Below are 25,531 nucleotides of genomic sequence, written 5' to 3' on the forward strand. Positions count from 1 at the left end.
GCTATGAAAAACACTCAAAGAAATGAACTTGCAGTTTGCGGTTTTGCAGCTGTAAAAACATTGGAAAAAATCAACAGCCAGAAAATCCGCCGCTTATATTTTATGGAAGAAAAAGCTCCTTTGTTTGGCGGACTTTGCAAGAAAATGGCTGCTTCAAAACGTCCTTACAATAAAGTCGCAGATTCTGTTGAGCTTGAAAAGCTTTGCGGAAGTGTTCACCATCAGGGCGTTGTTGCGATGATTGACACTCCTGTAATTCTTCCGCTTAATACAGAGATTACAGCGCGCTGGGTTGAACAAAAAGAAGATGCTGTGATTCTTGACCGTGTTGGAAATGCAAATAATCTTGGCGCAATTGTAAGAAGTGCGGCGTTTTTCGGCATAAAAAATATTGTAATTCCATTGGACGAATCCCAGTCTTCAATCACAACCAGCAGCTACCGGGTTGCAGAAGGCGGAATGGAATTTGTAAACATTTATTCTGTAAGGTCAATTCCGTTTTTGCTCAAAGACATGAAAGGAAAAATGGCTCGTTTTGGAACTTCACTAAAGGCGCAGAAAAAAGTTTCAGAAATGAAATTGCTTTGTCAGGAAAAACCTGCTTTGGTTGTGCTTGGAAACGAAGAAAAAGGAATCAGTGAAGAAGTTGCCCAGAACTGCGATTCACTTGTAATAATTCCTTTTGCCGGAATGGGAGAAGCCGGTCCTAAAGTTGACAGTTTGAATGTTGCTCAGGCGGCTTCTGTAATAATGTACGAGCTTAAAAAATAAAATGAAAAGGTATTTGTTTTTAATTTCTCTTCTTTTTCAGCTGCTTTCCGCGGAACTTTTTGCACAAACAGAAAAATCTCCGTTTAAACTAAATCCTGTTGCGGACGGAATTATTCTTGGAGCCGGAATTGCTTTTACAACTTCTGCGGTTATTGCTGAAAAAACTCTGGACTTTCCTGAGTATACAGAACGAAGCTATGATTTGGATTCAGTAAATTTCATAGACAGAAAACTTTCCCAAAAATACAACCGTACTCTCGACAACCTTGGAACTGCAACTTGCACCGTGAGCCTTGCTCTTCCGTTTGCAGTTTATGGTGCTGGATTTTTTAATGATTTTCTTTCCACGGAAGATATTCTTACGCTGACTACGATGTATGTTGAAGCTTATCTTTTTGATTATGGCGCGAAAAATTTTTTGAAGATGGGAATAAGAAGAGTCCGCCCTTATATGTATTATGATGGCTACCCGAAAGACAAACTTGACGACTATGACTTTGAGTTTTCAAGTCCAAGCGGACACACAACGGATTCTTTTTTGGGCGCAGGATTTCTTTCGTATACATTTTGCCGTTATTTCCCTGAATCAAAATGGAAAATTCCTGTAATTGCGGCATCTTACTCAGTTGCTATTGGAACGGCGGGGCTAAGAATTGCAAGCGGAAACCACTTTCTTACTGACACAATTTTTGGCGCGGCTTTGGGCACTGTCTGCGGAATTGGAGTTCCGCTTGTGCATGAGTTTATAGCTTTGCATTCAGAAAAAAAAGAAACAGCATTCAAAAAAGGAAGCGTGCATTTTTCTGTAACGCCGGTTTCCGTAAATTGGAAAATCGCCCTTTAGTTTCAATAATTTTCTTTTATCACAACAGACCATTCTTTGCCTTTGTAGGAATTGTAGCCGGGCGTTTTTGAATATCCAAAAACTTCAAGCGCTCTGCTGGTTTTGTTTGTATAGAATCCCATTTTTTGTCCTTGCGAAATATGCTCAAATGCTTCCCAGTCTGTAAGCCGCCGTTTTAAAATTTCATCCTTGTTTTTTGAAGCTATTACAAGTCCGTCACTATTTATTATGAATATTTCGCCTGAATGGGAAACTTTCGCGCTTGAAATTATGTTCAGTATGAATTTCCAGTTGAACCTTGTTGAAATTATTCCGACAATTGTTCCGTCTTGGGCGCGCACAGGACAACTGTACGAAACTGTCCAGTCTTTTACCGATTCAGAGTAATACATATCTGAATAAGTTGTACTTTGTGATTCAGATGTTTCCTTGAACCATTTTGTGTTCTGCATTGAACGTCCGCGTAAATTTTTATTTACACCTACGCATACAACAATTCCGCTTGTGTCCGTAAGAAGAATATCATGGTAAACTTCATAAATTCTTACAAGACTTTCTATTGTGTGTTCTGCTGAAATTCTTTTTTCTTCAGTGGGATTTGCAAGGCAGTCGATTATTTTTCCGAATGTTGCCCAGGCTTGAACATCGCAGTAACGCTCAAAAAGGTTTCGGTCGACTTTGTCGATTGTGTCGAACGCCATTTCCGCAGTTCTTATTCCAATCAACTTGTGCATTTTTATTTCAATCTGGTCAACGACTTTTTGGCATGTCTGATTTTGCGTGTCGTTTTTTTCGGATATGTTTTTAATTTCGTTTGCAATTACGCGGAATCCTTTTCCGACTGTTCCGGCTCTTGCCGCTTCAATTGAAGAGTTAAACGAAAGAATTCTTATGTTTTGCGACTCGTTGTATATTTCATTGAGCGAGCTGTGCAATGATTCGTAGTCTTGAATAAGCCCGTCAAAAACTGTGCTTAGCTTTTCTGATTTTGTGTCTTCCATTTTGTTCCGCCTATATCTGCTGAAAAAAAAAGGACTGCGCACCAAGTAAAGTACACAGCCCCATTGCTATTGCTTTCTATTATAATGAAAATAGAATAACTTTCAATAGTCAAGTTGATGTAATGACAGAGAGTCAAGCGTGGAAATTGCAATTTTTAATATACAAATCCGTGTGGCAAAAGAAACTGCATTATTGAAAATTTAGCTGGTCTGGTTTATACTCATCTCTATGTCGGAAAAAAATGCAAAGAAAAAGAGAACGGGAATCGGGCTTGCACTTTGGCTTTTGGCTGCTCTGCTCATTCTTATAATTTTCCTTATAAATCAAGACAAAATTGCAAGCAACTTAAAGGCGACTGGTTTTTTCAGCAAGACAGGCTTAAAGACTCCTGAATTTGTAGAAAAGGCGGAAGTGAAAAGCTCTTCTGTTGCTGACAAAAATGAAGTTGCTCCTATTGAAACTATTGAAATTGACTTGAACGGCGTTGGCTCTCATGTTGAAGAGAAAAATATTCAGTCAGAAGTTCAGGAAAATATATACGAAAACATAAAGGCGCAGAATGACGCTGCAAAAAAACAGCAGGAAGCCGCAGTTGAAGAAAAAATAAATTCCAAAACAGAAAAGAAAGAATCCGCGCAAAAACCAGAAGAAAAAGAAACTACAGTAAGAAAAGAGGTTTCTGTAAAAACCGCGCCCAAAACTTCCAGCATGAAGCTCAAACTTTATTTTATGACAATAAACAGCGACGGTTCAGTTTCAAGAAAAGAAATTATCCGCGAAATGAAAAAATCCGACAGTCCGCTTATGGACGCGGTAAACGCTTTGATAAAAGGACCTGTTGCTTCCGAAGAAAATTCCGGTTGCCGTTCGCTCGTTTCTGAAAACACAAGACTTATCGGTGCTTCTGTAAAAAACGGAACTGCCACCTTGAATTTTAGCGGAGACTTTGAATTCAACAAGTACGGAATTGAAGGGTTGCGCGGACAGCTTCAGCAGATTGTATTTACTGCGACCGCATTCCCTACTGTTGAAAATGTTCAGTTTTTGGTGGACGGCGAAAAGAAAGAATATCTTGGCAGCGAAGGCGTTTGGATTGGCACTCCGCTGAACCGCAACAGTTTTTAGTTCTAGTGGGAAACTTTGTAGCTTTCAAGAATTTTTGTAAAGTAGCTTCTGTTTTTCTGATAAACGCTGTCGAATATTGTAAGCGTAAGAAGTGAAATTGTTCCGTTGCCTTTATTCTGCGTTATAATTTTAAAGTCGCGGGTTACGTTTTCTGATTCAGGCTGATAGAAAATATTCATCACAGAAATTTTATTTTCATTTATTGTAATTTTTCTTTGCGGTGCAATTGAATATGACAAGTCTGTGCTTTGGCAAAGGCGGCGCAAAAGAGTATCCATTGCATGATTTTTTTGCTCTTCTGGGACTGACATTGTTGTCATTGAAAGAATTGCAAAATCCTCAAGAAGCCACAAGTTTTCCATTGACTGCTTCCACATTGTGTCCAATATGATTTTCTGACCGCCGAACTCTGCTTCGGTTTCTTGCGATTTTGTTTTTTTGAAAATTCGTTTTTTGTCTTTTGGAAGTCCTTCAATTCCCTTAAAAACAGAAAAACTTTCGTCAGTTGAAGACACAAGATGCCCGGCAGTTTCCATTGAAAAAATGCTTTGTCCGTCAGATGCCTTTATTTCTTCGATGTTGAAAATCGGAACATAAGGATTGAACAGAATATTTACGTTTCCGCCGAACTGATGAAAATCCTGCTGGCTGTTGATTTTTTTACATGAGTCAAGATTTTCTTTTTGCCTGCGCGAAGTGAATTCGTAAAACAAGTCGTGCAGGTAGTTTATGATTTCTGTGTCTTGCTCGGAAACCGCTCCTTGAATTTTTTCACCTGTAAATTCCATTCCGGCTTTTGATTCAGGATTTACAGAAACATAGATTGTTATGTCCCTTTCAGGCGTGCTGTTTTTTTCATCGGCAGGAGAATAAAAACGTGCGGCATAAGTGCTTTCATTGTAAAAAAGAAATCCGACAATAGATTCATTTTTAAAGCTTCTGTCTCTATAGTAAACGTATTCCCCGGAAATGTCAGGAATGTACTGCTTTGTTCCCGGAAGAGAAAATGCAGAGAAAGACGCAATAAAAGTAAATGCCAAAGTCAGAATTGTTTTTTTCAATGTTTTTTCCTTATCTATGTCAGTTTTTATGAGTTCAGCTTGTTGAATTCAGTCTTTACAATTTCGCTGGCTTTTGCGGCGGCGTTTTCAAGCGGAACAAGTTCTGCCTGCTCGCTTGAGCGCATTTTTATTTCTACATTTGGAAGATTTTTGTCTCCAACTGTAATTCTTACCGGGAATCCGATTAAATCCATGTCGTTGAATTTTACGCCAGGACGTTCGTCACGGTCGTCAAGCAAAACTTCGACACTAGCTTTTAAAAGCTCGTCATAAATTTTGTCTGCCGCTTCTTTCATTGCTCCGCTGTATTTTATTGGAACAATAGCAACTTGATAAGGCGCAGTTGACATCGGCCAGATAATTCCGCGGTCGTCATGGAAAGCCTCGATAATTGAAGCAAGAACACGGTCAACTCCAATTCCGTAGCAGCCCATGGTTGGAACAGCGGACTTTCCGTTTTTGTCAAGGTAAGTTACGTTCATCGACTCTGTGTATTTTTTTCCAAGCTTGAAAATGTGTCCAAGCTCATTTCCTTTTGTTGTGTAGAATGGTTTTCCGCAGACAGGGCAGATGTCTCCTGCTTTTGCAGTTCTAAGATCGGCTGTTTTCCATGCAGAAAAATCTCTTCCGTATTCAACGTGAACAAAATGCGTGTCGGCTTTGTTTGCTCCTACAAGGAAGTCGTGCATATCAAGCACGGAATTGTCTGCGATTACAGGCACGTTTGAAAGATTTATTGGTCCTGCGAATCCGACAGGCGCACCTGTGATTTTTGTGTCTTCTTCCGCAGTTGCAAGCTCAACTTCTGACGCTTTTAGGAATCCTGCAAGCTTTGCTTCGTTTATGTCAAGGTCGCCTCTTATGCAGACAGCAACAAAGACTTCTGGATAGAATTTTATGTTTCCTTCTGTAACTGTCTTTAAGTTCTTGCAGCAGTCAACTTCGCTAAGGTCAAGGCATACATTTGTGGCTTTGTAAATCAAAGTCTTTAAAAGCTGATGCTTTGAGCATTTTAAATATTTTTCCAAGTCATCGATTGTTCCAACGTTTGGAGTACTGATTGGCTCATAGCTTTTTTCTGTTGCCTTTACAGGATTTCCGTCTATATCAACTGGAATGTCTTTTGCGCATGAGGCTTTTTCAACATTCGCCGCATATCCGCATTTGCACAAAATAAGCGTGTCGTCTCCGATTTCACTTTCAACCATGAATTCTTCAGAGCCGCTTCCGCCCATTGCGCCGGTGTCAGCTTTTACAGTTATTACATCCAGTCCAAGCCTTTTGAAAATTCTAAGGTATGCTTTTGCGTAAGCCTGATATGACTGGTCAAGGGATTCATCGTCAGCATTGAGAGTATAGCCGTCCATCATATTGAATTCACGGCCGCGCATAACTCCGTATCTAGGACGGATTTCATCTCTGTATTTTGTGTTTATCTGATAGCAGTTGATTGGAAGCTGCTTGTAGCTTGTAAGACCCTGGCGCATAATTGCTGTGTATGCCTCTTCAGCCGTCGGGCTTACAACCATGTCCTGCTGCTGGCGGTTCTGCGCTTTGAGCATTTGTGGTCCCATAGTTTCCCATCTTCCGCTTTCTTTCCAAATGTCTCCGGGAACAATTACAGTCGGCTTAAATTCCATTGCGCCCGAAGCTTCAATTTCTTCCTTGATGATTTTTTCAAGTTTTCTGTATGCTCTTAAACCGAACGGCATATATGTGTAAAGTCCGTTTCCGAGTTTTCTGATTAAGTCGGCGCGCATCATAAGCTGATGGCTAGAAATAATTGCTTCTGACGGAGAATCGCGAAGTGTCCTGAATGGAATTTGTGAAGTTTTCATAATCGGATATTTTAATGAAATTCAAGCCTATGTTCAATATTTTGTCTTCTATAAAATGCGCGCCGTTTTGCTAAAGTCGTTTTCTAAAATTCCGATAATCGAAAGTAGCAGTCTTGTTTTTGCAAAGCAGAAGCAAAGCTGTGGGAGGAAAAAATGGCGTATGGAAGCAATCCTTATGGCGGGTTCAGTGCTTACCGTGAAATCGGAGTAAAAACTGCCAGCCAAGGAAAACTTGTTGTAATGCTTTACGACGGTGCTGTTTCAAATTTGGAAAAAGCGATAGCCCTGATTTCTGAAGACGGAAAAATTGCACCAGGCAGCATTGAAAATTTTGGAAACTATCTGCAAAAAGTTATGGACATAATCACGGAACTTGAAGTGAGCCTTAATATGGAGCAGGGCGGTGAAATTGCAAAAAATCTTATGTCGCTTTACGTTTTTTTTAACAAGCAAATCTTGGATTGCACAATAAGCCATGACAAGAAAAAACTTTCGTTTGTGCGTGATATGCTTTCCCAGCTTCAGGATTCCTGGATTTCGGCTTCAAACAGCACTGCAAATGCCCAGACAAAAATTCCGGGAACTGCGCCATCGCTAAACATAACAGGATAGCTTTAACAGTAAGTTTGCCTTTAATTTGCTGACTTATTTTTTGATGCGGAGAAATTTTATGGAACAAAAAATTAGTAAAGAAGAACTTGACGAGCGTGTTGCGATTCTAAAAAAATTCAGAATGCTTCTTGAGCAGCAGAGGAAAAAGTTTCAGGAATATTTAAAGGTTCTGGAATCTCAGGAAAATAAAATTGCAGAAGAAGATTCGGATTCCTTGATTGCGCACAGTGAGCTTGAGGCGCAGATTGTTCAGGGAATCGGCTCGCTGCAGAAAGTGATTGTTCCGATGCAGGAGCTTTACAATAAGTCTGGAGCGGCTTTTTACAATCCAAAGGAAGCATTGCCGGTTTCTCAGATTCAAGATGATTTGTCTAAGCTTCAAAGCCAGGTTCTTGCTCAGAATGAAAAAAACCGTTCGCTTTTAAAAGTCAGAATGGTTCAGCTCAAAAAGCAAATTTCAGATTTTAGAAATCCGTACCGCTCTTTGAATTCAATCTATGCACAGAAATCTTCCTCGTCTGGAACAAGAATTCAAATTGAAGTTTAATATTTTGAAAAGAGAAAAATTATGTCGGCAACAAAAAAAATTACCAAAGACATGATAGTTGATGCTGCCCTGGAAATTTTTAGGGCAGAAGGATTCGATGCTGTTACATCTCGCCGTGTTGCTTTTAAACTTGGATGTTCAACACAGCCGATTTATTTTGAATACAAGAATATGGACGAGCTTAAAAACGACATTGTAAAAAAAGTTGTCGGTCAGCTTAATGAGATTTTCAGTTCTGTATCTAATGAAGGTAAAGAAGAGCCCGATGAATTTGTTTACCGTTCGTTTGGACTTTCGTTTCTTAAATTTGTTCAGGCAGATCCTTTTGTTTTTAGGCAGATTTATATTGTGGACGGAAAAATCGGAAGGCAAGTTGACAATCTTAGAATGCCTATAATTCTTGACATACTTGAAAATAAATATGGCTATAAAAAAGAAACTGCGCTTGCAATTCACAAAATGGCATCTTGCTCTTTAATGGGCATGGCGGTTTTTGTCAGTTCTGGATATAAAAAAATTAGTGAAGATGAAATGCAGAAAAATCTTGGAATTCTTTTTGCTTCCATTTGTTCTGTTTACGGGCCGCCTCCAAAACTTATGAAAATCGAAAAATTTAGAAATCACTTTGAAAAGCTTATGACAAGCTTAAAAAAATAAAAATCCAACTGAATTTTTTCTTACATTGAAGAATTTTATTTTATACATTAAAATAGAGCGTTATGGGTGGAAAAACTGAAAAAAAAACTTCGGCAGTAAAAAAATCATCTGCAAAAAATTCAAAGGCATCTAAGCCAGAGCCAAAACAAAAAATTTCAAAGACAGCGACAAAGACTGCAAAAAAAACAACAGCAGTAAAAAAATCCGCTGCAAAAGAAAAAGTTCCCGTAAAGAAAATTCCTGCATTAAAAAAATCAGAAATAAAAAAAGAGTCAAATGTTGTTTCAAAAACTCCTGACGTTTCCGTTGTAAAAGCCTCCGCAAAGCCAGTTGCCTTAAAAAGCAAAGACTACGGAGATGATAAGATTATTCACCTTGATGCGCTTGAACATATCCGCTTGCGTTCTGGAATGTACATTGGACGTTTGGGTGATGGTTCAAACCAGAACGATGGAATTTATATTTTGCTGAAGGAAGTTGTTGACAATGCCGTTGATGAATTTATCATGGGCTTTGGCAAAAAAATTGAAATCGAAGTAAAAGACAGCCGTGTAAAAGTCCGCGACTATGGACGTGGAATTCCGCTTGGAAAAGTTGTTGAATGCGTTTCAGAAATCAATACCGGCGCGAAATACAATGACGATGTTTTCCAGTTTTCAGTTGGAATGAACGGAGTCGGAACAAAAGCCGTAAACGCACTTTCTTCTTATTTCCGCGTAGTTTCTGTTCGTGCAGGACAATGCGCAGAAGCTGTTTTTGAGCAGGGAAAACTTGTAAGCCAGCGTTCTGGAAATTTAAAGCAAAAGCAGCCGGACGGAACTTATTTTGAATTTGTTCCCGACGAAGCGATTTTTGGAAAATACAATTTCAACATGGAATTTGTTGAAAAAAGAATTTGGAATTATGCTTATTTAAATGCAGGTCTTACTTTAAAGCTTAACGGCAAGGAATATAAAAGCGACAATGGACTTTTCGATTTGCTTAATAAGGAGATTGAAGGAACTTCGCTTTATGCAATAGGAAGCTATCAGGGCGATCGGTTGAAGTTTGCTTTTACACATACAAATAGCTACGGTGAAAATTATTTTTCATTTGTAAACGGTCAGTACACTGCGGACGGCGGAACTCATCTTGCGGCTTTTAAAGAAGGATTTGTAAAAGGAATAAATGATTTTTACGGAACTTCATATAAAAGCGAAGACATACGCGAAGGAATGGCGGCTGCGGTTCTTGTAAAGGTCAAGGATCCTGTTTTTGAAAGCCAGACAAAGAACAAGCTTGGCAACACAGATATTCGCCAGTGGATTGTTTCAGAGACACAGAGCGGACTTGATGACTGGCTGCACCACAATCCTGAGGCTGCAAAAAAAATTCAGGAAAAAATTCAGGCGAACGAAAAACTCCGTACAGAACTTAGCGCGGTAAAAAAAGAGGCCAAAGAAGCCGCAAGAAAAATCAGTATAAGAATTCCTAAATTGAAAGATTGCCGTTTTCATATTCAGGATGGCGCAAAAGGCGAAAACAGCATGATTTTTATAACCGAGGGAGATTCTGCTTCCGGCACGATGACGCATTCACGCAATGCTGATTATCAGGCGATTTTTAGTTTGCGTGGAAAGCCTGAAAATATGTACGGAAAAAAACAAAGTGAGATTTATAAAAACGACGAGCTTTACCAGCTGATGATGGCGCTTGGAATTGAGCAGGATGTTGAGAATTTAAAATATTCAAAAATCGTAATTGCGACCGATGCCGATAACGATGGATTCCATATTAGAAATCTTGTAATGACATTTTTCCTTGGATATTTTGAGGAGCTTGTAACTTCCGGCAGAATTTTTATTTTGGAAACTCCGCTTTTCCGTGTAAGAAATAAAAAAGAAAATATTTACTGCTACAGCGAGGAGGAGCGCGACAAGGCCCAGAAAAAACTTGGCTCTTCTGCGGAAACAACACGGTTCAAAGGACTTGGAGAAATCAGCCCTTCAGAATTTAAAGACTTTATTTCGCCGGAAACAATTCATCTTACACCTGTTGAAATAAGCCAGCTTAAAATGGTGCCAAAACTTCTTTCATTCTATATGGGAAAAAACACGCCTGAGCGAAGGGCTTTTATTGAAAAACATTTGCTTAGCAATGCTGACATTGATGCATAAGGATTTTTAAATGGCATTTATAAAAAATTTATTTGACAAGAATTTTATAGAATATGCAAGTTACGTTATCCGCGACCGTGCGATTCCAGATTTGGAAGACGGACTGAAACCTGTTCAGCGCAGAATAATGCATACGCTTTTCAATATTGACGACGGAAGAATGCACAAGGTTGCAAGTGTTGTAGGCGACTGCATGAAATTTCATCCGCATGGAGACGCTTCAATTGGAGCCGCGCTAGTTGTTCTTGCAAACAAAGAAATTTTTATTCAGCGCCAGGGAAACTTCGGGAACCTTTACACTGGCGACACAGCTTCCGCCTCCCGTTATATAGAATGCTGCGTTCATCCTCTGGCGAAAAAATTCTTGTACAATCCGAATATTACAGAATATGTTCCAAGCTACGATGGACGAAGCAAAGAGCCTGTTGCTTTTCGTGCGAAAATTCCAGTTGTTCTTCTTGGCGGCGCGGAAGGAATTGCAGTCGGAATGTCCACAAAAATTCTTCCGTACAATATTAAAGAAGTTCTTGATGCCGAAATAAAAGCCTTGCGTGGCGAGCCGTTTGAAATCTATCCTGATTCTCCGACTGGCGGTTTGATGGATGTAAGTAATTACAATGATGGAAACGGAAAAATAATTACACGCGCAAAATTCGATTTGAGCGATGAAAAGAAGATTGTTATAACGGAACTTCCGCTTGAGACAACTTCCAAAGATTTGCTTGATTCAATTGATGCGGCTTATAAAGCTGGAAAAATAAAAATAAGTTCGGTTGAAGATTTTACAACTGACCACTGCAATATTGAAATAAAACTTCCTCGTGGCGTTTATTCCAAAGATGTGGAAAAAGCTTTGTATGCGTACACTTCTTGCGAAAAATCAATTGCCTGCCAGATGCTTGTTATAAAAGACAATATGCCTGTGGCAATGACAGCTACGGAAATTATAAAATATTACGCAAAAAAACTTACCGGCATTATAAAAGACGAGCTTGAATTTGAACGCGGCTCTCTGACAGAAGAACTTCATCAGCGCACGCTTGAGCGGATTTTCATTGAAGAGCGAATTTATAAATCTATTGAGCAAATGAAAACCGCCGAATCTGTAAACAAAGCTGTTAAAGATGGATTTGTTCCTTTTAAAGATGAGCTTATAAGAGATGTTACGGACGAAGATGTTGAAAAGCTTTTAAAAATTCCAATCAGGCGGATTTCACTTTTTGACATAAATAAAAACCGCGATCAGGTAAAGGCTATCAATGAGCGGTTAAAAGAAATTGCGCGTCGGCTAAAACATTTGACTGATTGCGCTGTTGAATATCTTGACGGAATTCTTGATGAGCTTAAAAAATTTTCCGCGCTGGATCCAAAGCAGGATCACACAGCGATAAGTCCTGCGCTTCTTGAACGCCAGACAAAAATAACTTCATTTTCTGCAGTCGATGTAAAGCAAATTGTCCAGCGTGATACTCCGTTACGCTATGATGAAAAAGGCTACCTTGGAACTTCTGTTAATGGAGGAAGGGAAATTTTAAAAGTTACGCCTTTTGACAGAATTCTTATTGTGCGCAAGAGCGGACTTTGGAGCGTTTGCGATGTGCCAGACAAGCTTTTTGTTGATTCAGGAATTTGGTTTTGCAATTATGCGGACAAGGACATTATCAGCAAAATTCTCTTTACAATAATTTACCGCGATCCGAAAACAAAATACTGCTTTATAAAACGCTGCCGAATTTCCGGTTGGATTATGAACCGCGACTATAATTTTGTGCCAGACGGAATGGAAGTGCTTCACGTTGATACAAGAGCTAAATTTAAATTCTCTTTGAATTACACTAAAAAGCCTCGTGTGAAAATCACAGTCCAAGAATTTAAAGCGCAGGATTTTGAAGAAAAAGGCTTGAAGACTAACGGAATCCGGCTTGAGTCCAAAGAAGTTGATTCTATAAAAGTTGAAGATTCAGGTTTGCAGACAAAACTTGATTTATAAATTATAAAACAGGAATAAAAAATTGGATAAAGAAAAATTAAAAAATCCTGAGTATAAAAGAATGTATCAGGTTTTAAGGGAGCGGCTGGCAAAAAACATTACGCGTTCAGTTTTGCTGCTTTTGCTTTTTAATGTAATGCTGTCTTTTTTGCTTACAAGCGGATTTTCTCCTGCAATGCTTTTTAACGGCTCTGTTGCCGGGTATGCAATTTCGTTTGTTTTTACTTCTTTGATACTTATTGTTGTTTTTACTCTTGCTTATGGAATTGTCGCTGATTTTACCAATGTTGTCCTTGGCAAAAGGAATTCTCCGGGAGGAATCTTCTCTGGATTCTTTGAAAAATCAAAGCGCATATTTTACGCTTCTGTTTTTTTTACACTTGTTGTATTTTTGGTAGCGTGTATTTCTGCCGCATTGATTTTTGTTTTTAAAGAAAAAATTATTTCTTGCTCAAGTTTTTTTTCTCAGGCATTTTCAAATGAAAACTTAAACCAGCTTGATTCTGAAAAAATTGCAAAAGCTTTTACAGTTGCTCTTTTTTATACAGTGATTTTCTTTTTTGTTTTTGTTTTTTGCTTTCTTCCGTTTATTTTTGTTTGGAATGCGTTTCTTGAAAATAAAAAAATCAATTTGAAGGATGCAATTAAAAAAAGCCTTTTTATTATCCGTGGAAGATATTTTCATTATATGGGCTTTGTGATTTTTGTCTGCTTGAAAAATTTTGCGGTTTTGTTTGTTGCGGTTTTTCTTAATGCAGTTCTTTCTGGAAAAAATAATTTTATTTCTCTTTTGCTTGGATTTTATGCGTTCCTTCAATATTACACAATTCTTGCAAAAGTTTATTATTGTATTCCAATTTATTATTTTTCATTTTTGAGCGTTAATGGAATGATTGGCGGAGATAAAAATGAAGGTTCTTCTTGAAGAATCAAAAGCTGAGATTGTCATAAAAAATTCCCGCTTCATTTCAGAAGTTTTTCCAGTTGAAACTCAAGCGCAGGCAAGAGAAAAACTTCACGAAGTTAAGCAAAAATATTTTGACGCGACTCATGTAGTTCACGCTTTTTCTGTCGGCTTAAAATCTGAAACTTTTGGAATGAGCGATGATGGCGAGCCAAGCGGAACAGCAGGGCGTCCTGTCCTTGATGTTTTAAAAGGAAGCGGAATTACAAATATCTTGCTTACGGTAACAAGGTATTTCGGCGGAACACTTTTAGGAACAGGCGGACTTGTCCATGCTTACAGTGAAAGCGCAAAAGAAGTTCTTTCCATTTGCAAGGCGGAACCCTATGTTGAAAAATCTTCATTTTCGTTTTCGTGCGGCTATGATTTGTATCAAACTGTAAAACACTTATTTGAAGGCTTTAATATTTCAAATCTGACTGAAAACTTTGGAACTGACATTTCTGTCAAAGGTGAAATTTTTCTATCTGAAAAAAATACATTTCTTGAGCAAATAAAAAATATTTCAAAAGGAACAGTAAAATGCATTTGATTTTTATTCGTCATGGAGATCCTGATTATTCAATTGATTCTGTTACAGAAAAAGGAAAATGTGAAATAGAACTTTTGGGCAAGCGCATTTCAAAATTGAATGCTACAGAATTTTTTGTTTCTCCGATGGGACGCGCTCAGGCTACGGCAAAAGCCTGCTTGGAAAATATCCATGCAGATTTTTCAAAGCAGCCTATGAAAGTTTCAACATTGCCTTGGCTTAGAGAATTTAGTTACGACATAAAAGATTTAAAAACCGGCGAAAACAGAATTGCATGGGACTGGCTTCCGCGCGATTATTTTGGCGAAAAAAAAATACAAAGACGTTCAAAGTTTTTTTAAGACAAAATCAATGAAAAGTGGAAACATAGAATTTCATTACAAGGAAGTTTGCCACGGGCTTGATGAGATTTTGGCATCTTATGACTACAACCGCATTGATTCAAAAATTCCTTTGTACAATTGCTTGCCGCATATTTCAAAAGAAGAATCTTTGATTGATACGCACCTTGAACCTGAGCAAAAAGATTTGGATGAAAAAAATCTTGTTTTTGTTTGTCATCTGGGCGTGATGTTTGTTATGCTAAGCCATCTTACAGGTATTAGTCCTGTTCAGCTTTGGCAAGGATTTTTTGTTGCTCCAAGCTCTGTTACAATTGTTGGCGCTGAAGAAAGAGTTCCAGGAGAAGTTGTTTTTAGAATTCAGCAGATGGGAGACGTGAGCCATTTAATCGGTGCAAATGAAAAAGTTTCTGCGTCCGGATTTTTTGGAAACTGCCTTTCTATTTAAGGCAACTTTTATTTTATGGAAAATTGAATTTTTTATTGATTCTATTTATACTTGCTTTATGAATTATAATTCAATGACTTATGAAGAGCTTGAGCTTCCGAAGAAAGGCGACAGAGTTGTTGTGGGACTTTCTGGTGGCGTTGACTCTACAATGACTGCAATGCTCTTAAAAGAAAAAGGATGCGATGTAACTTGTGTAACAATGTCTTTGTGGCAAGAGGCTGATTTAAATCTGCCTGACGATTATAAAATTCCAGACAGCTGCTACAGTCCTAAGGAAGTTGAAGATATAGAAGAAAACAGAAAGTTTTGCGCAGAGCAAGGCATTCCGTATGTCGTTGTTGACGTTAAAGAAAAATATCAGCAGGAAGTAATAGAATATTTCAAGCGCGAATATAGAAACGGCCGCACACCGAATCCGTGCATAAGATGCAACCGCTTTATAAAATTTGGCGCGATGCTTTCCGGCTTAAAAGACTTGGGAATTGAATACGATTATTTTTGCACAGGTCATTATGCAAAAGCCGTGCGCGGAACAGAGCCGCTTTTTTTAGTTTATGGAGAAAACGCTTCAAAAGATGAAAGGGGAAAATGCCGTCCAGTTCAAATTCACACTGCGCTTGATATTACAAAAGACCAGGCTTATTTTTTGTACAGAATTCCGAGTGCGATTTTAGAGAAAGTCCGTTTTCCGCTTGCAAGTTTCAGCAAAAAAGAAATTTTTAAAATGGCTCGTGAACGTGGACTAAAGGCTGCTGAAAAAGAAGAAAGTCAGGATTTTATTCCGGCTCCAATGCTAGAATATATGTTCAAGGACAAGCCTTCTGTGCCGGGAGACTTTATTGATTTGGATGGAAAAGTTCTTGGCCGCCACAAAGGAATTGAGCATTATACAATCGGGCAGAGAAGAGGACTTGGAGTGAGCGCGCCTTATCCTCTTTACGTTGCAGAAATTGACAAGGAGAAAAATCTGGTTGTCCTTGGAAAAGACAGCGACTTGTTTTGTTCAGGTCTTATTGCGGATGATTTGGTTTGGCCTGCCGACTACGATCCTTGCTGCGAATTTGATGCGATGGTAAAAATCCGCCTTGCTTCAAAGCCTGTAAAAGCCCATGTTGTGCCGTATCAGCCGTTGGAAAATGAAGAGTTTTGCGGCAAATCTTACAAGGTTGTGTTTGACGAGCCGCAGCGGGCAGTTGCTCCAGGCCAGTCCATTGTTTTTTATAAAGACGGAATAACACTTGGCGGCGGAATTATTTCAAAGGCAATCAAAGCCTAGTAAATGTCCAGTTTGTAGGAAATTGTTGAGGCTGAATTCAGAATGTTGACAATTGTAATTGTCAGCGTGCAAGAGCCTTTGTTCAGCTGAACAATTCCTGCCAATTGCTTTGTGTCGTCTGGATAAATTTCTTTAACGCTGTAAGACTCATTTCCTTTTACGCAAAGTTTTCCGGCACTTTCTTTTAAAACATCATAAGAAATATTTTCTACAGTCGCTCCGTTTACAGCTGTGATTATTTTGTACGGAACTGCAACATTTTGTCGTGTTCTGTAGACGTAATATTTTCCTGCCGGCAATCTTCGTTCGTTCAAAAGATTGTGCGAGACTCCGTTTTTGTCTTTTAAAGTTATTGTTCCCATTGCAAGCGGAAGTTCTCTTCCTGCGCGAGGCATAAGAATCCTTGGATTTACAGCGGAACTGTTTTTTGAATCAAAGACTTTAAATTCAAGGCAGCTTTGTTCTTCCTGCCAGCCTGTGTTTCCGCTTGTTCCAAGATATTCTCCAGATTCAACAAATTGCTTTTCTTCTATTTCTTTTGAAATTGAACTGTCGTCAAGATTTGCGTAAACTGTTGAAAGTCCGTCTTCATGCGAAATAATTACGGAGTTTCCCAAAGCGGATTCAAACCAGCCAAAATCATCGCTATGGTCTGAAATTATGGCGGTTATTCTTCCTTTGTCTGCTGCCTTGACTTCTGAAGGATCTTTAAAAATCAGCGAGGAATTTATTGTGCCTCCGCGGAGCTGTCCGAAATATGAATAGAATGAATCTGAATTAGTTTCTTTTTGAGGCCAGTCGAAGGAAAATCCGCAGAAACTGAAAAATGCGCAGGTTAAAGTTAAAATTATTTTTTTCATTTTTTTCTCCGCAAGAAGTATTTAAGTCCAATTTCAAGCACTATGGTTTTATGTCATTATCGGACTTGACCCGATAATCCTGTTAGACAGTTATTTTTTTGAAATTGAAATTTTAGAAATTTTTGTGTTTCGTCCAATGAAAATCGAATTTTCATAAGTCTTAATAAATGAGCATTCGCCTTCAAAACTGAACGATGCCATTGGATAAATAAAAGATTCAAGAATTGTTACCGTGTATTTTTCCTCGTCTTTGCTAAGAACAAAAACAAGCTCATTGTCATCGGAAAATTCTATTTGGGAAATTTTTCCTTTGATTGGAATTTTCTTGCTTGTAGATTTTTTTGTATTGACGATTCCAAGAAAATCTTTTCCGTTGTAATAAACGTAATCAGAATTGTTGTTGAATTTTACAAGCGTCTGGCGTGAAATGGAATTTTCAAGATACTCATGGAAAATTACTTTTGAATGTCCGCCGTTTTTTTCCGCGACAATAAATCTTTGCTGGTCTTGTCCTGAAACGCAGGCGATTCTGTTTCCGTTCTCAGAAATTGCAACTCCAAGAATCACATCGCAATTGCTTCCGCCCGGCGCAAACTTCTGGTCAATTTTTCCGTCAGGCAAAAAAGAAATGACAGTTCCGTCTGCATATCCTGCGGCAGTTCCATTTTTGCTTGATGAAAATGCGGTGATTGGCGAATAATGCTCGTAGTTCCATTCACACTTTCCTTCTGAATCGCATTTTACAAAAGCAGTTCCGCCCGGCTGCATTACAAAGATTCTGTCTTGGTCAAAAAATGGAAATCCAGCTTCGTTGATTGTTCCTGCCAAAGTTCCGTCCGCGAAAAAAAAGTCAGTCTTTGTGCCGCTTGCCCCGAATGCAGCATACCATTTTTCTGAAATTGTTGATTTAAAAGGAAATGTTATTGCTGAAACAATTTTTCCGTCAGGGGTAAAATATCCTATGTTCTGTGAAAGTTTAAATGGAATTTTTTTTGTGTTATTTGAATTTTCTTGAATATGTGAAATGTCCTCTGTCCATTCCGGCGTAAAATGAATTTCATGGCCCATTGGTTGCACTGAAAAAATAATGTACAAAACGCAAAATATAACGGCTATAGGAACAAGCAGATTCTTTTTTTTCTTATTAAAATTCATAATAGGCTATTTTATAGAAAGGAATGATAATTTTCAATGCCATTGGAATTTTGTAAATGAGCCATTTTGTTTGTAAACAGATTGCGCAATAAAAAAGTTAAAAAAAAATGCCCTCAAATGCTGACAAATAGAATATTTTGAATCATAATTATAAGGACTGTTGTTTTTCGGTGCAGATTATCTGGTCAAGCCGGATAATGACAAGGTGATAGCATTTACTGACAAAAAAATGTCATTCCCGCTCAGCGACACGGGAATCCCTGACCAAGGAGGAACATTATGAAAAAACTTATTTTTTCTATTTTACCAGCATTTTTATTTGCATTTATTTCATGCATGAACATGAGCTCCGGCTCCGGCGAAAACGGCTCTGTCCGTGTTGCCCTGCCGGGAAGTTCTCGTGCCGCCTATAACAAGGACGATGCCGACAAATTTATTGTGCGCCTCTATAATGACAACTTTGACCAAACAGAAGAAGGTTCTCTGGGGGGGTAATAGAGTTTGGCGAGCTTGAGCCGGGAACTTATATAGCAGAGGCTGAAGCCTGGAACACTGCCGAAAATCTTCTTGAAGGAAGCGGAAGCGCAGAAATCAAAGTAAAAGCCGGCGAAACCACAGATTGCACAATAAAAATGATTCTTGAGGGCGTTTTCTATTCAAAGTATATGCTTCTTCCTGATTACCGTGGGTGGATTACGTATGCCTACGACTATTCAACTTGCACTGAGAAGAAAACATGGTCTACTGATTCTAATTCTCCTCAATATTCCTATTTTGCAGAAGGCAATGATGGAAGCATTTATTATACGAAACTTGACCAATCCACTAGTAACTACAAAATATATAACTACAACTTTACAACTAATAACGAAGGAATAAAATTTACTATTACTAAAACAAATACAGGATTTTTTGACGGTTGCTATGACAGCACAACAGATATTTATTGGCTTATTCGTAATACAGACGGTGGTAATCTATATTTATACAAAAAAAATGCAGAAGGCGCTTCTGAAGAAGAATATAACACAGGAATTACCCAGAATAGTTTTGGAAATTGCGCAATTAGAGGTGAAAATCTTTATTATTCATTTGATAATTCAATTGAATATGCGACATTCGACTACGCGAGTGGAACAACCGAAGTAAAAGCGAAAAAAACTTTAGCTGATTTTGGTGTTTCAGGCACAATAACAGACATGGCGGTTCTTGAAGACGGAACAGTGGCAGTCCTTGTGCGCTCTGTTGGCGTGGGTACTGAAACAGAAGGCTTTGGCAATATGTCGCTTAGCACTGATGGAAGCAGTATTGTATACAGCCGCGGCGCGCTCGTTCTTTTGTCTTCGGACTTGTCTAAAGTTGAAAAAGTTATTGGCTGGACAGATTCTCAAAGAACAATAAGCGCAACAAATGTTGAAAATGCCGAAAATTATGTAAAAAAATGGACATCAATCACTGCTTACATTCCAGATTATGCCGAGCGCAATTCGCACTTTTACGGGCCAATGCGCATTGTAGCAATCCGCCCTAAGGAGCTTGTGATTGCAGACTGCGGCGCAAACTTTGTCCTGCCGGATTATGACGGCAAAAAGAACGGCAAAATGTACGCTCACAACAGGCTTATGACCGTAAACCTGCGCAACTTTGCCATAGGCTGCAAAAAAGAATTCAGTGAAAGCGAGCTAAAGTTCAAAGACCTGATGATCAGCGGTGGCAGCACAGACTCGTATACAATCCAAGCTAGTAGCAGTTACAATGCATGTGAAACTGAAAAATAAAGTAACTATATTGCCCCTTATTTTTCCGGCAGATTTCGTAGAAATCTGCAAATCCGTGTGATTCTTTTTTGTTTCTTCAAGCACCTTTTTGTTGCGTTCCTCGATAATTCTGTCCAAAAGCTGCCTGCCGGTTTCAATGGTGGTTTCGGCAGGCTCAACCACCGTAGAAATCAGCCGCCCCGTAACCGCCGCCTGCAGAATCGCTTTTCTTAAGCTTGTGTCTTTTTTATCTGTGCCATGTTATTTGCTCCTGTTCAAAATACTGATGATTATCTGGCGGAACATTTCCATGTCTTCTGTTTTACTTTCGGCAATAAAAAGGGTAATTGAAAAAAGAGTGTCGTCATCTATGCGTTTCTTGCCGTTTATGTAAAGCATATTATTTTTCTGCATAAAATACAAAAAACAACTGGCGGCTATGCGTTTGTTTCCGTCATGAAAACAGTGGTCTTTTGTAATTGAATATAAAAGCATGGCAGCTTTTTCTTCCAAAGTGGGATACAATTCCTTGCCGCCAAAAGTCTGGTAAATGTTGTTTACGGCTCCTGTGAAACCGTCATCTTTGGGAACTGCAAAAACATCGCTTTCAAAAGCTGGTTTCATTGTATTTATTACTTCCAAAAATTCATTTTCAGAAATTCTTTGTGCAGGAGATTCTGTTTTTCCTTTCTTATCAAGGTTTCCATGGTCAAAATCATCCAAAAGAACAAGTCCGTTTGAAAAATCCTGTAAAAAGTTCACTGCTTTCTTTATATCATCAAGATTTTCTAGCTTTTTAGACTTTATGCTTTGTGCAAGGGAATTTGTTAAAGTCTGGAGAGTTATCAGTTTTTCGTGTTCTTTTTTTAACAAATGCTCATTTACAACATACCCATTTACGACATATTGATGAAGAATATCTGTCGCCCATTTTCTGAAGCCCGTCGCAATCTTAGATGATACTCTGTAACCAACTGCAAGAATAACATCAAGATTATAATATGGAATATTTCTTGTAACAGTCCTTGTTCCTTCCATTTGGACTTGTGCAAAAAATGCACAAGTTGAATCTTTTGAGAGTTCATCTTCCTCATAGATATGCTTTATATGGCGTTGAATTGTAGACCGGTCTTTGTTGTCAAAAAGTTCTCCAATCTTTTCTGCACTAAGCCAAATAGAATTGTCCTGCATAATGACTTCCACTTGATTAGAGCCGTTATGCTCGTATATTTTTATTTCACCCTTTGACAAATCGGTCATTTTGTCTGCTCCTGTTTTCCTACTCATTAGCCACTCAGTTTTTGCTGACTGCTATTTTTCTATATCCCAATTCCTCGTGAGGGTAGCCGCAGAGGTCAAAGTTGCAGTCATTGGCGAGCAGTTCCGTTGCGGTGTGCTTTTCTGCCTTCGGGTTTCCGTCGGAATCAAGAAGTTCTGTCCGGTTGCTCCACCAGGCAATGCAGCCGTCAAAGTGCTTTAGCTCCATCGGCTTTGTCTTGCTGAAGTGCTTGCGGTCGCTTGGAATGTCCACCCGGTAAAACCAGGTTTCGCCGGTCGGCTGGAAAGTTCTGCTTGATGTCTTCCTTTTCGCTTCCGCCGTAAGGTGGATTCATCAGGATTACGTCGAATGCGTCTTTTTCCGTGTAGTCCAGAAGCTTTTCATCGTACAAAAGCGGAACTTCATAAGTTTTTGTGTTTCCGTCAATCGAATATTGCGCGCGGTTTTCCACTTCCACAATTTTTTGCGTATCCACATTCTTCCATCTATTATATAATTCCTCTGCAGTGGGAAAGCCGGAAAGCGGAAATTCTTTTTCAATTCCGGTCGTAAAATCGTGCTCAAAAAAACTGCTTCCGTTTGACGTGTAGACGAACGGAACATTCATCATAATTCCGTAGGAAATTGCCTGCTGCATTCCGTAAGAGGATGAATGATTGTTGTCTTTTGCCTCGACAATTGCCAGAGGTGTTCCCTTGTTGTGCCAAAGAACATAATCGCACTGCTTGCCTTTATCGCGGCTGGGAATGTTTCCTTTTATGCGCACTTTTCCGTCTGTAAATTTATTCAGAGGCGAAGTTTCCATAGTGATTTTTTTGATGTCCCATTTTGAAAGCAGCGCCGGCGTGATATACTGAAGCTTTATGTCCTCTTCCGTCATTTCGTTTATGTCAAAAATATCACTCATTTTTACCCTCTAAAAACGGAGTAATTATAACACAGAAAATGCAGATTATAAAAGAAATGAAAATGACGTGTCATTATCGGCTTTAGCCCGGCAACCTGTCATCCTCCGGCTTGACCGGAGAAGCTCGCATATTGAAAAAGATGGGGCTGTCCAAAAAGAAATGGGCAGCCCTAATAACATAAAAAAGGCCGCCCTTTTTGAAGTCTGTTAATAACTTCTAGGACAGCCCCTTATTTTTAAACATAGTAACTATATTTGCTTAACGGACTGGGTACGTTTTTTATCGTTGTTTTGACATTTCAGTACTTTCTGTCATAAAAACAAAAGGAATACTTCCTAAGACCCGTAGCGATACTTTCTAAGAGGCTGAGTAATACTTCCTAAGACCCTAAGGAATACTCTCTAAGGGCCTTAGGAATACTTACTTCAGGTCTTAGGGATATTCACTTCAGGTCTTAGGAATACTCACTTCAGGAGTTAGGAAGTATTCCTTCAGTTTTTAGATGCTAAAATACAAGAAAATTGTTAGATTTTCCAAATTAGCACGGCAACTATAACAGCGAATTTCCTTGTTCCGCTGAAAATCCCAGGGCAAACGCATTATAAATAATTTAAGTAAAGTTTGCGCGAAGGAACGGTTTCTGGGGCAAAAACACTCTGATTGCTGCGACCGCGTGAGCGGGCAATTCTATAGTTACTTTGCAACAATCAGAGGATGTCCAATAAGTTCTGAATGTCATTGCTGAACAATTTCTAAATGATTGTAATATATGCATTTAGAATTTCGGGTCAAGTCTATAAAAGCCTATGAATGACAAAAAAGATACTTATTGGACATCCCCATTATTGCGCGATTTTGAACCAGAAAACCGTGTCTGGGAGCCAGTTTTATGCTGAATACATTTATAATGCGTTTGCCCTGCTGAAAACCCTTGCGAATATAGGCAAAAATCAATTTATGTGTTAAAATCTGCAAATTGAATTTTATGCGGCACACACCAGTGTCGAAGATGAGGTTTTTATGGCAAAAGAAAAAGATGTGCATGCTTGCACTTTGGACAAAATCATCAGTCTTTGCAAGAGAAGAGGATTTGTTTATCAGGCTTCTGAAATTTATGGCGGAATGGCTGGCGCATGGGATTACGGTCCTCTTGGCGTTGAATTCAAGCGCAACATTCAGAACGAATGGTGGCATTATATGACTCAGCTTCATGATGATGTTGTTGGCCTTGATTCTGCGATTTTTCAGCATCACACAACTTGGGAAGCTTCCGGCCATGTAGGACATTTTTCTGATCCGATGATTGACTGCACAGAATGCAAGGCAAGATTCCGCGCTGATCAGCTTATTGAAGATTATTTTGACAAGACTGGCGAAACTCCTTCAAAGCCGGTTGATACAATGAGCCACGAAGAAATGAAGGCTTTTATTGATGAAAAAATCAACTGCCCGACTTGCGGAAAACATTCTTGGACTGATGTGCGTGAATTTAACTTGATGTTCAAAACTCATCAGGGACCAGTTGCCACAGAAGCTTCTTTGGTTTATCTTCGCCCGGAAACTTGCCAGGGAATTTTTACAGACTTCAAGAATATCGTTCAGTCAAACAGAATGAAAATTCCGTTCGGAGTTGCCCAGGTTGGAAAGTCGTTCCGCAATGAAATTATCTTCAAGAATTTTATTTTCCGCACTTGCGAATTTGAGCAGATGGAAATGGAATATTTCTGCAAGCCGGGAACAGAAGATGAAACTTTTGCGCGCTGGAGAAAAGACCGCTGGAATTTCTATTTGAAATACGGAATTGCAGAAGACCATCTTAACTGGCATCATCACGATAAGCTGGCTCACTACGCAAAGGACGCTTACGACATTCAGTACAAGTTCCCGATTGGCTTTGAGGAAATTGAAGGAATTCACAGCCGCACAGACTTTGACCTTTCGCAGCATGAGCAGTATTCAAAGAAAGATATGCACTATATCGATCAGGACGACGGAAACAAACGCTACATTCCTTACGTTGTTGAAACTTCCGCCGGACTTAACAGAAACTTCCTTATGTTCCTTTGCGAGGCTTACGAAGAGCAGAATGTTGCAAAAGAAGGCGAACCTGAAGACTTTAGAACAGTTCTTCATCTTGATCCTCGTCTTGCGCCTGTTACAGTTGCGGTTCTTCCTTTGATGAAAAAAGACGGACTTGCAGAAAAGGCAAAAGAAATTCAGCATATTCTAAAAGAAGATTTTGTTACTGATTACGATCAGAGCGGAACAATCGGAAAACGCTATAGACGCCAGGATGAAATTGGAACTCCATTCTGTGTTACAGTAGACCATGACACGCTTGATTCTTCCAGCGCGGATTTCAATACTGTTACAGTTCGCTTCCGTGATTCAATGGAGCAGAAAAGAGTTTCTCTTGATGATTTGATTCCTTTTATTCAGAAGGAAATAAAATCTTACGTTCCTGTAAAACGCTAACTGTTTAACTGTCATTTGTCATTGCCGGACTTGATTCTGCAATCTTATTTCAAATGACAGTTAGTAGTTGTATTGGCAAAATTCGTCATTAGACTTATTTAAGGCTGGTTGCAAGTTATGGAATACGTTGCTCTCGGAAAAACAAATCTTCTGGTTAGCCGCACTGCTTTTGGCGCGGAAAGCCTTGACTGCAAGGAAATCGAAAATTTCGGTAAAGATGCAGACGAAAAGGCTTGCGCTATTGTTCATCAGGCTTATGCTGGCGGAATGAATTTTTTTGACACATCGCATTCCAAGCCAGTCTGTGAAAAACGCCTGGGAGCTGCCTTGCATGGAATAAGGCACAATGTAATTCTTGCAACAAAAACTTCCGGCCAGGACTTGCATGAAATCCGCCGTGATTTGGATGAAAGCCTTATGTCGTTGGAAAGCGACACTCTTGATTTGTTTCAGCTTGAAAATCCGCTTATTGTTCCAAAGAAAAACGGCATGGACGGAATTTACAATGAGCTTTTGTCTTTAAAAGAAAAAGGAATTGTAAAGCACATTGGAATTGCAACGGAAAATTACGACATTGCAAAAGAAGCTATTGAAAGCGGTCTTTACGAAGTTGTTCAGTTTCCGTTCAGCATGATTTCTCCGGATTCAGTTAAAGCTCTTGTAAAATTGTGCCAGGAAAAAGAAGTTGGCTGCATTGCTTCACAGCCATTAAACGGCGGAGTTGTAAACGACATTCCTTTGGCTTTTGGCTTTTTGCATCAGTTTGAAAATGTTGTTCCTGTCTGGGGAACTCATACTCAGGAAGAGCTTCAGCAAATTCTTTTTTTTAACGACCATCCGCCAGTCATTGACAAGTCATTTAAAGAAGAAGTGCAAAAGGTTCAGAACTTTTTCAATTAACAAGTTAGAGCAATGTCATTATCGGGCTTG

25 protein-coding genes are annotated in these 25,531 nt (G+C 39.0%); 17 read left to right on the forward strand and 8 right to left on the reverse strand.

Annotated elements, in window-relative coordinates; genetic code table 11:
• Positions 1-3 precede the first annotated feature (3 nt).
• Together TRESU_RS01755 and TRESU_RS13995 are read left to right on the forward strand one after the other, a co-directional pair.
• Positions 4-771 (forward strand): TrmH family RNA methyltransferase, encoded by a 768-nt coding sequence (locus TRESU_RS01755; protein WP_013700611.1) that lies wholly within the window; start codon positions 4-6, stop codon positions 769-771.
• Position 772: 1 nt separating this feature from the next.
• Positions 773-1,615: a phosphatase PAP2 family protein gene (locus tag TRESU_RS13995; protein ID WP_013700612.1), complete on the forward strand. Its 843-nt coding sequence runs from the start codon at positions 773-775 to the stop codon at positions 1,613-1,615.
• A gap of 2 nt (positions 1,616-1,617) precedes the next feature.
• Here TRESU_RS13995 and TRESU_RS01765 read toward each other — a convergent pair whose 3' ends face one another.
• Positions 1,618-2,616: a methyl-accepting chemotaxis protein gene (locus tag TRESU_RS01765; RefSeq protein ID WP_013700613.1), complete on the reverse strand. Its 999-nt coding sequence runs from the start codon at positions 2,614-2,616 to the stop codon at positions 1,618-1,620.
• Between the two features lie 229 nt (positions 2,617-2,845).
• Between TRESU_RS01765 and TRESU_RS14000 the strand changes: the two genes are divergently transcribed.
• A complete protein-coding gene (locus TRESU_RS14000; protein WP_013700614.1) occupies positions 2,846-3,742 on the forward strand; it encodes a GerMN domain-containing protein in 897 nt (298 codons plus the stop codon).
• Positions 3,743-3,744: 2 nt separating this feature from the next.
• On the opposite strand, the gene TRESU_RS01775 is transcribed toward TRESU_RS14000, so the two are convergent.
• Both TRESU_RS01775 and TRESU_RS01780 read right to left on the reverse strand, forming a co-directional pair.
• The gene (locus TRESU_RS01775; protein WP_013700615.1) at positions 3,745-4,803 is read right to left on the reverse strand and encodes a DUF7954 domain-containing protein; all 1,059 of its coding nucleotides are present in this window, start codon (positions 4,801-4,803) and stop codon (positions 3,745-3,747) included.
• Positions 4,804-4,829: 26 nt separating this feature from the next.
• Entirely contained in the window at positions 4,830-6,641 is a 1,812-nt protein-coding gene (locus tag TRESU_RS01780; RefSeq protein ID WP_013700616.1) for a proline--tRNA ligase, read from the reverse strand.
• A gap of 153 nt (positions 6,642-6,794) precedes the next feature.
• Between TRESU_RS01780 and fliS the strand changes: the two genes are divergently transcribed.
• From fliS to mnmA, 10 genes are all read left to right on the forward strand, one after another.
• Positions 6,795-7,253 (forward strand): flagellar export chaperone FliS, encoded by a 459-nt coding sequence (gene fliS, locus TRESU_RS01785; RefSeq protein ID WP_013700617.1) that lies wholly within the window; start codon positions 6,795-6,797, stop codon positions 7,251-7,253.
• A 58-nt stretch (positions 7,254-7,311) separates the two neighbouring features.
• Positions 7,312-7,800 carry a hypothetical protein gene (locus TRESU_RS01790; protein WP_013700618.1) on the forward strand — a complete coding sequence of 163 codons (489 nt, stop codon included), beginning with the start codon at positions 7,312-7,314 and terminating at the stop codon, positions 7,798-7,800.
• 21 nt (positions 7,801-7,821) lie between these two features.
• Positions 7,822-8,457: a TetR/AcrR family transcriptional regulator gene (locus tag TRESU_RS01795; protein ID WP_013700619.1), complete on the forward strand. Its 636-nt coding sequence runs from the start codon at positions 7,822-7,824 to the stop codon at positions 8,455-8,457.
• 62 nt (positions 8,458-8,519) lie between these two features.
• Complete coding sequence (locus TRESU_RS01800) at positions 8,520-10,613, forward strand: DNA topoisomerase IV subunit B (protein WP_013700620.1); 2,094 nt, start codon at positions 8,520-8,522, stop codon at positions 10,611-10,613.
• 10 nt (positions 10,614-10,623) lie between these two features.
• Positions 10,624-12,603, forward strand: coding sequence for a DNA topoisomerase IV subunit A (locus TRESU_RS01805; protein WP_013700621.1), 1,980 nt, complete (start codon positions 10,624-10,626; stop codon positions 12,601-12,603).
• Between the two features lie 22 nt (positions 12,604-12,625).
• On the forward strand, positions 12,626-13,528 hold the full coding sequence (locus TRESU_RS01810) for a hypothetical protein (protein ID WP_013700622.1): 903 nt from the start codon (positions 12,626-12,628) through the stop codon (positions 13,526-13,528).
• Positions 13,512-14,099: a YigZ family protein gene (locus TRESU_RS01815; RefSeq protein ID WP_013700623.1), complete on the forward strand. Its 588-nt coding sequence runs from the start codon at positions 13,512-13,514 to the stop codon at positions 14,097-14,099. Before TRESU_RS01810 ends, TRESU_RS01815 begins: the two co-directional genes overlap by 17 nt.
• Positions 14,090-14,440, forward strand: a complete 351-nt coding sequence (locus TRESU_RS01820; protein WP_052299476.1) for a histidine phosphatase family protein — start codon at positions 14,090-14,092, stop codon at positions 14,438-14,440. Before TRESU_RS01815 ends, TRESU_RS01820 begins: the two co-directional genes overlap by 10 nt.
• 10 nt (positions 14,441-14,450) lie before the next feature.
• Positions 14,451-14,888, forward strand: a complete 438-nt coding sequence (locus TRESU_RS01825; protein WP_148228235.1) for a histidine phosphatase family protein — start codon at positions 14,451-14,453, stop codon at positions 14,886-14,888.
• A 58-nt stretch (positions 14,889-14,946) separates the two neighbouring features.
• Entirely contained in the window at positions 14,947-16,167 is a 1,221-nt protein-coding gene (mnmA, locus tag TRESU_RS01830; protein WP_013700624.1) for a tRNA 2-thiouridine(34) synthase MnmA, read from the forward strand.
• On the opposite strand, the gene TRESU_RS01835 is transcribed toward mnmA, so the two are convergent.
• Together TRESU_RS01835 and TRESU_RS01840 are read right to left on the reverse strand one after the other, a co-directional pair.
• Positions 16,164-17,027 (reverse strand): M23 family metallopeptidase, encoded by an 864-nt coding sequence (locus tag TRESU_RS01835; protein WP_013700625.1) that lies wholly within the window; start codon positions 17,025-17,027, stop codon positions 16,164-16,166. The genes mnmA and TRESU_RS01835 overlap by 4 nt on opposite strands.
• A gap of 90 nt (positions 17,028-17,117) precedes the next feature.
• Positions 17,118-18,182, reverse strand: coding sequence for a hypothetical protein (locus TRESU_RS01840; RefSeq protein WP_013700626.1), 1,065 nt, complete (start codon positions 18,180-18,182; stop codon positions 17,118-17,120).
• Positions 18,183-18,461: 279 nt separating this feature from the next.
• On the opposite strand from TRESU_RS01840, the gene TRESU_RS01845 reads away from it, so the two are divergent.
• Together TRESU_RS01845 and TRESU_RS01850 are read left to right on the forward strand one after the other, a co-directional pair.
• Positions 18,462-18,677 carry a hypothetical protein gene (locus TRESU_RS01845; protein ID WP_013700627.1) on the forward strand — a complete coding sequence of 72 codons (216 nt, stop codon included), beginning with the start codon at positions 18,462-18,464 and terminating at the stop codon, positions 18,675-18,677.
• Positions 18,678-18,814: 137 nt separating this feature from the next.
• Entirely contained in the window at positions 18,815-19,960 is a 1,146-nt protein-coding gene (locus tag TRESU_RS01850) for a hypothetical protein (RefSeq protein ID WP_013700628.1), read from the forward strand.
• 240 nt (positions 19,961-20,200) lie between these two features.
• Here the strand turns inward: TRESU_RS01850 and TRESU_RS01855 are convergent, their stop codons facing one another.
• The 3 genes from TRESU_RS01855 to TRESU_RS01865 are packed head-to-tail and all read right to left on the reverse strand — an operon-like array spanning position 20,201 to position 22,125.
• Complete coding sequence (locus TRESU_RS01855) at positions 20,201-21,199, reverse strand: virulence RhuM family protein/type II toxin-antitoxin system death-on-curing family toxin (protein ID WP_013700629.1); 999 nt, start codon at positions 21,197-21,199, stop codon at positions 20,201-20,203.
• 34 nt (positions 21,200-21,233) lie between these two features.
• Positions 21,234-21,425: a hypothetical protein gene (locus TRESU_RS01860; protein WP_041611888.1), complete on the reverse strand. Its 192-nt coding sequence runs from the start codon at positions 21,423-21,425 to the stop codon at positions 21,234-21,236.
• Complete coding sequence (locus tag TRESU_RS01865; protein ID WP_041611890.1) at positions 21,406-22,125, reverse strand: type I restriction enzyme HsdR N-terminal domain-containing protein; 720 nt, start codon at positions 22,123-22,125, stop codon at positions 21,406-21,408. Before TRESU_RS01865 ends, TRESU_RS01860 begins: the two co-directional genes overlap by 20 nt.
• A 1,021-nt stretch (positions 22,126-23,146) precedes the next feature.
• Here TRESU_RS01865 and TRESU_RS01870 point away from each other — a divergent pair.
• Positions 23,147-24,601 (forward strand): glycine--tRNA ligase, encoded by a 1,455-nt coding sequence (locus TRESU_RS01870; RefSeq protein ID WP_013700630.1) that lies wholly within the window; start codon positions 23,147-23,149, stop codon positions 24,599-24,601.
• Between the two features lie 117 nt (positions 24,602-24,718).
• Positions 24,719-25,501 carry an aldo/keto reductase gene (locus TRESU_RS01875; RefSeq protein WP_013700631.1) on the forward strand — a complete coding sequence of 261 codons (783 nt, stop codon included), beginning with the start codon at positions 24,719-24,721 and terminating at the stop codon, positions 25,499-25,501.
• The last annotated feature ends 30 nt before the right edge of the window (positions 25,502-25,531 follow it).

The organism is Treponema succinifaciens DSM 2489, from assembly GCF_000195275.1.
Lineage (GTDB): Bacteria > Spirochaetota > Spirochaetia > Treponematales > Treponemataceae > Treponema_D > Treponema_D succinifaciens.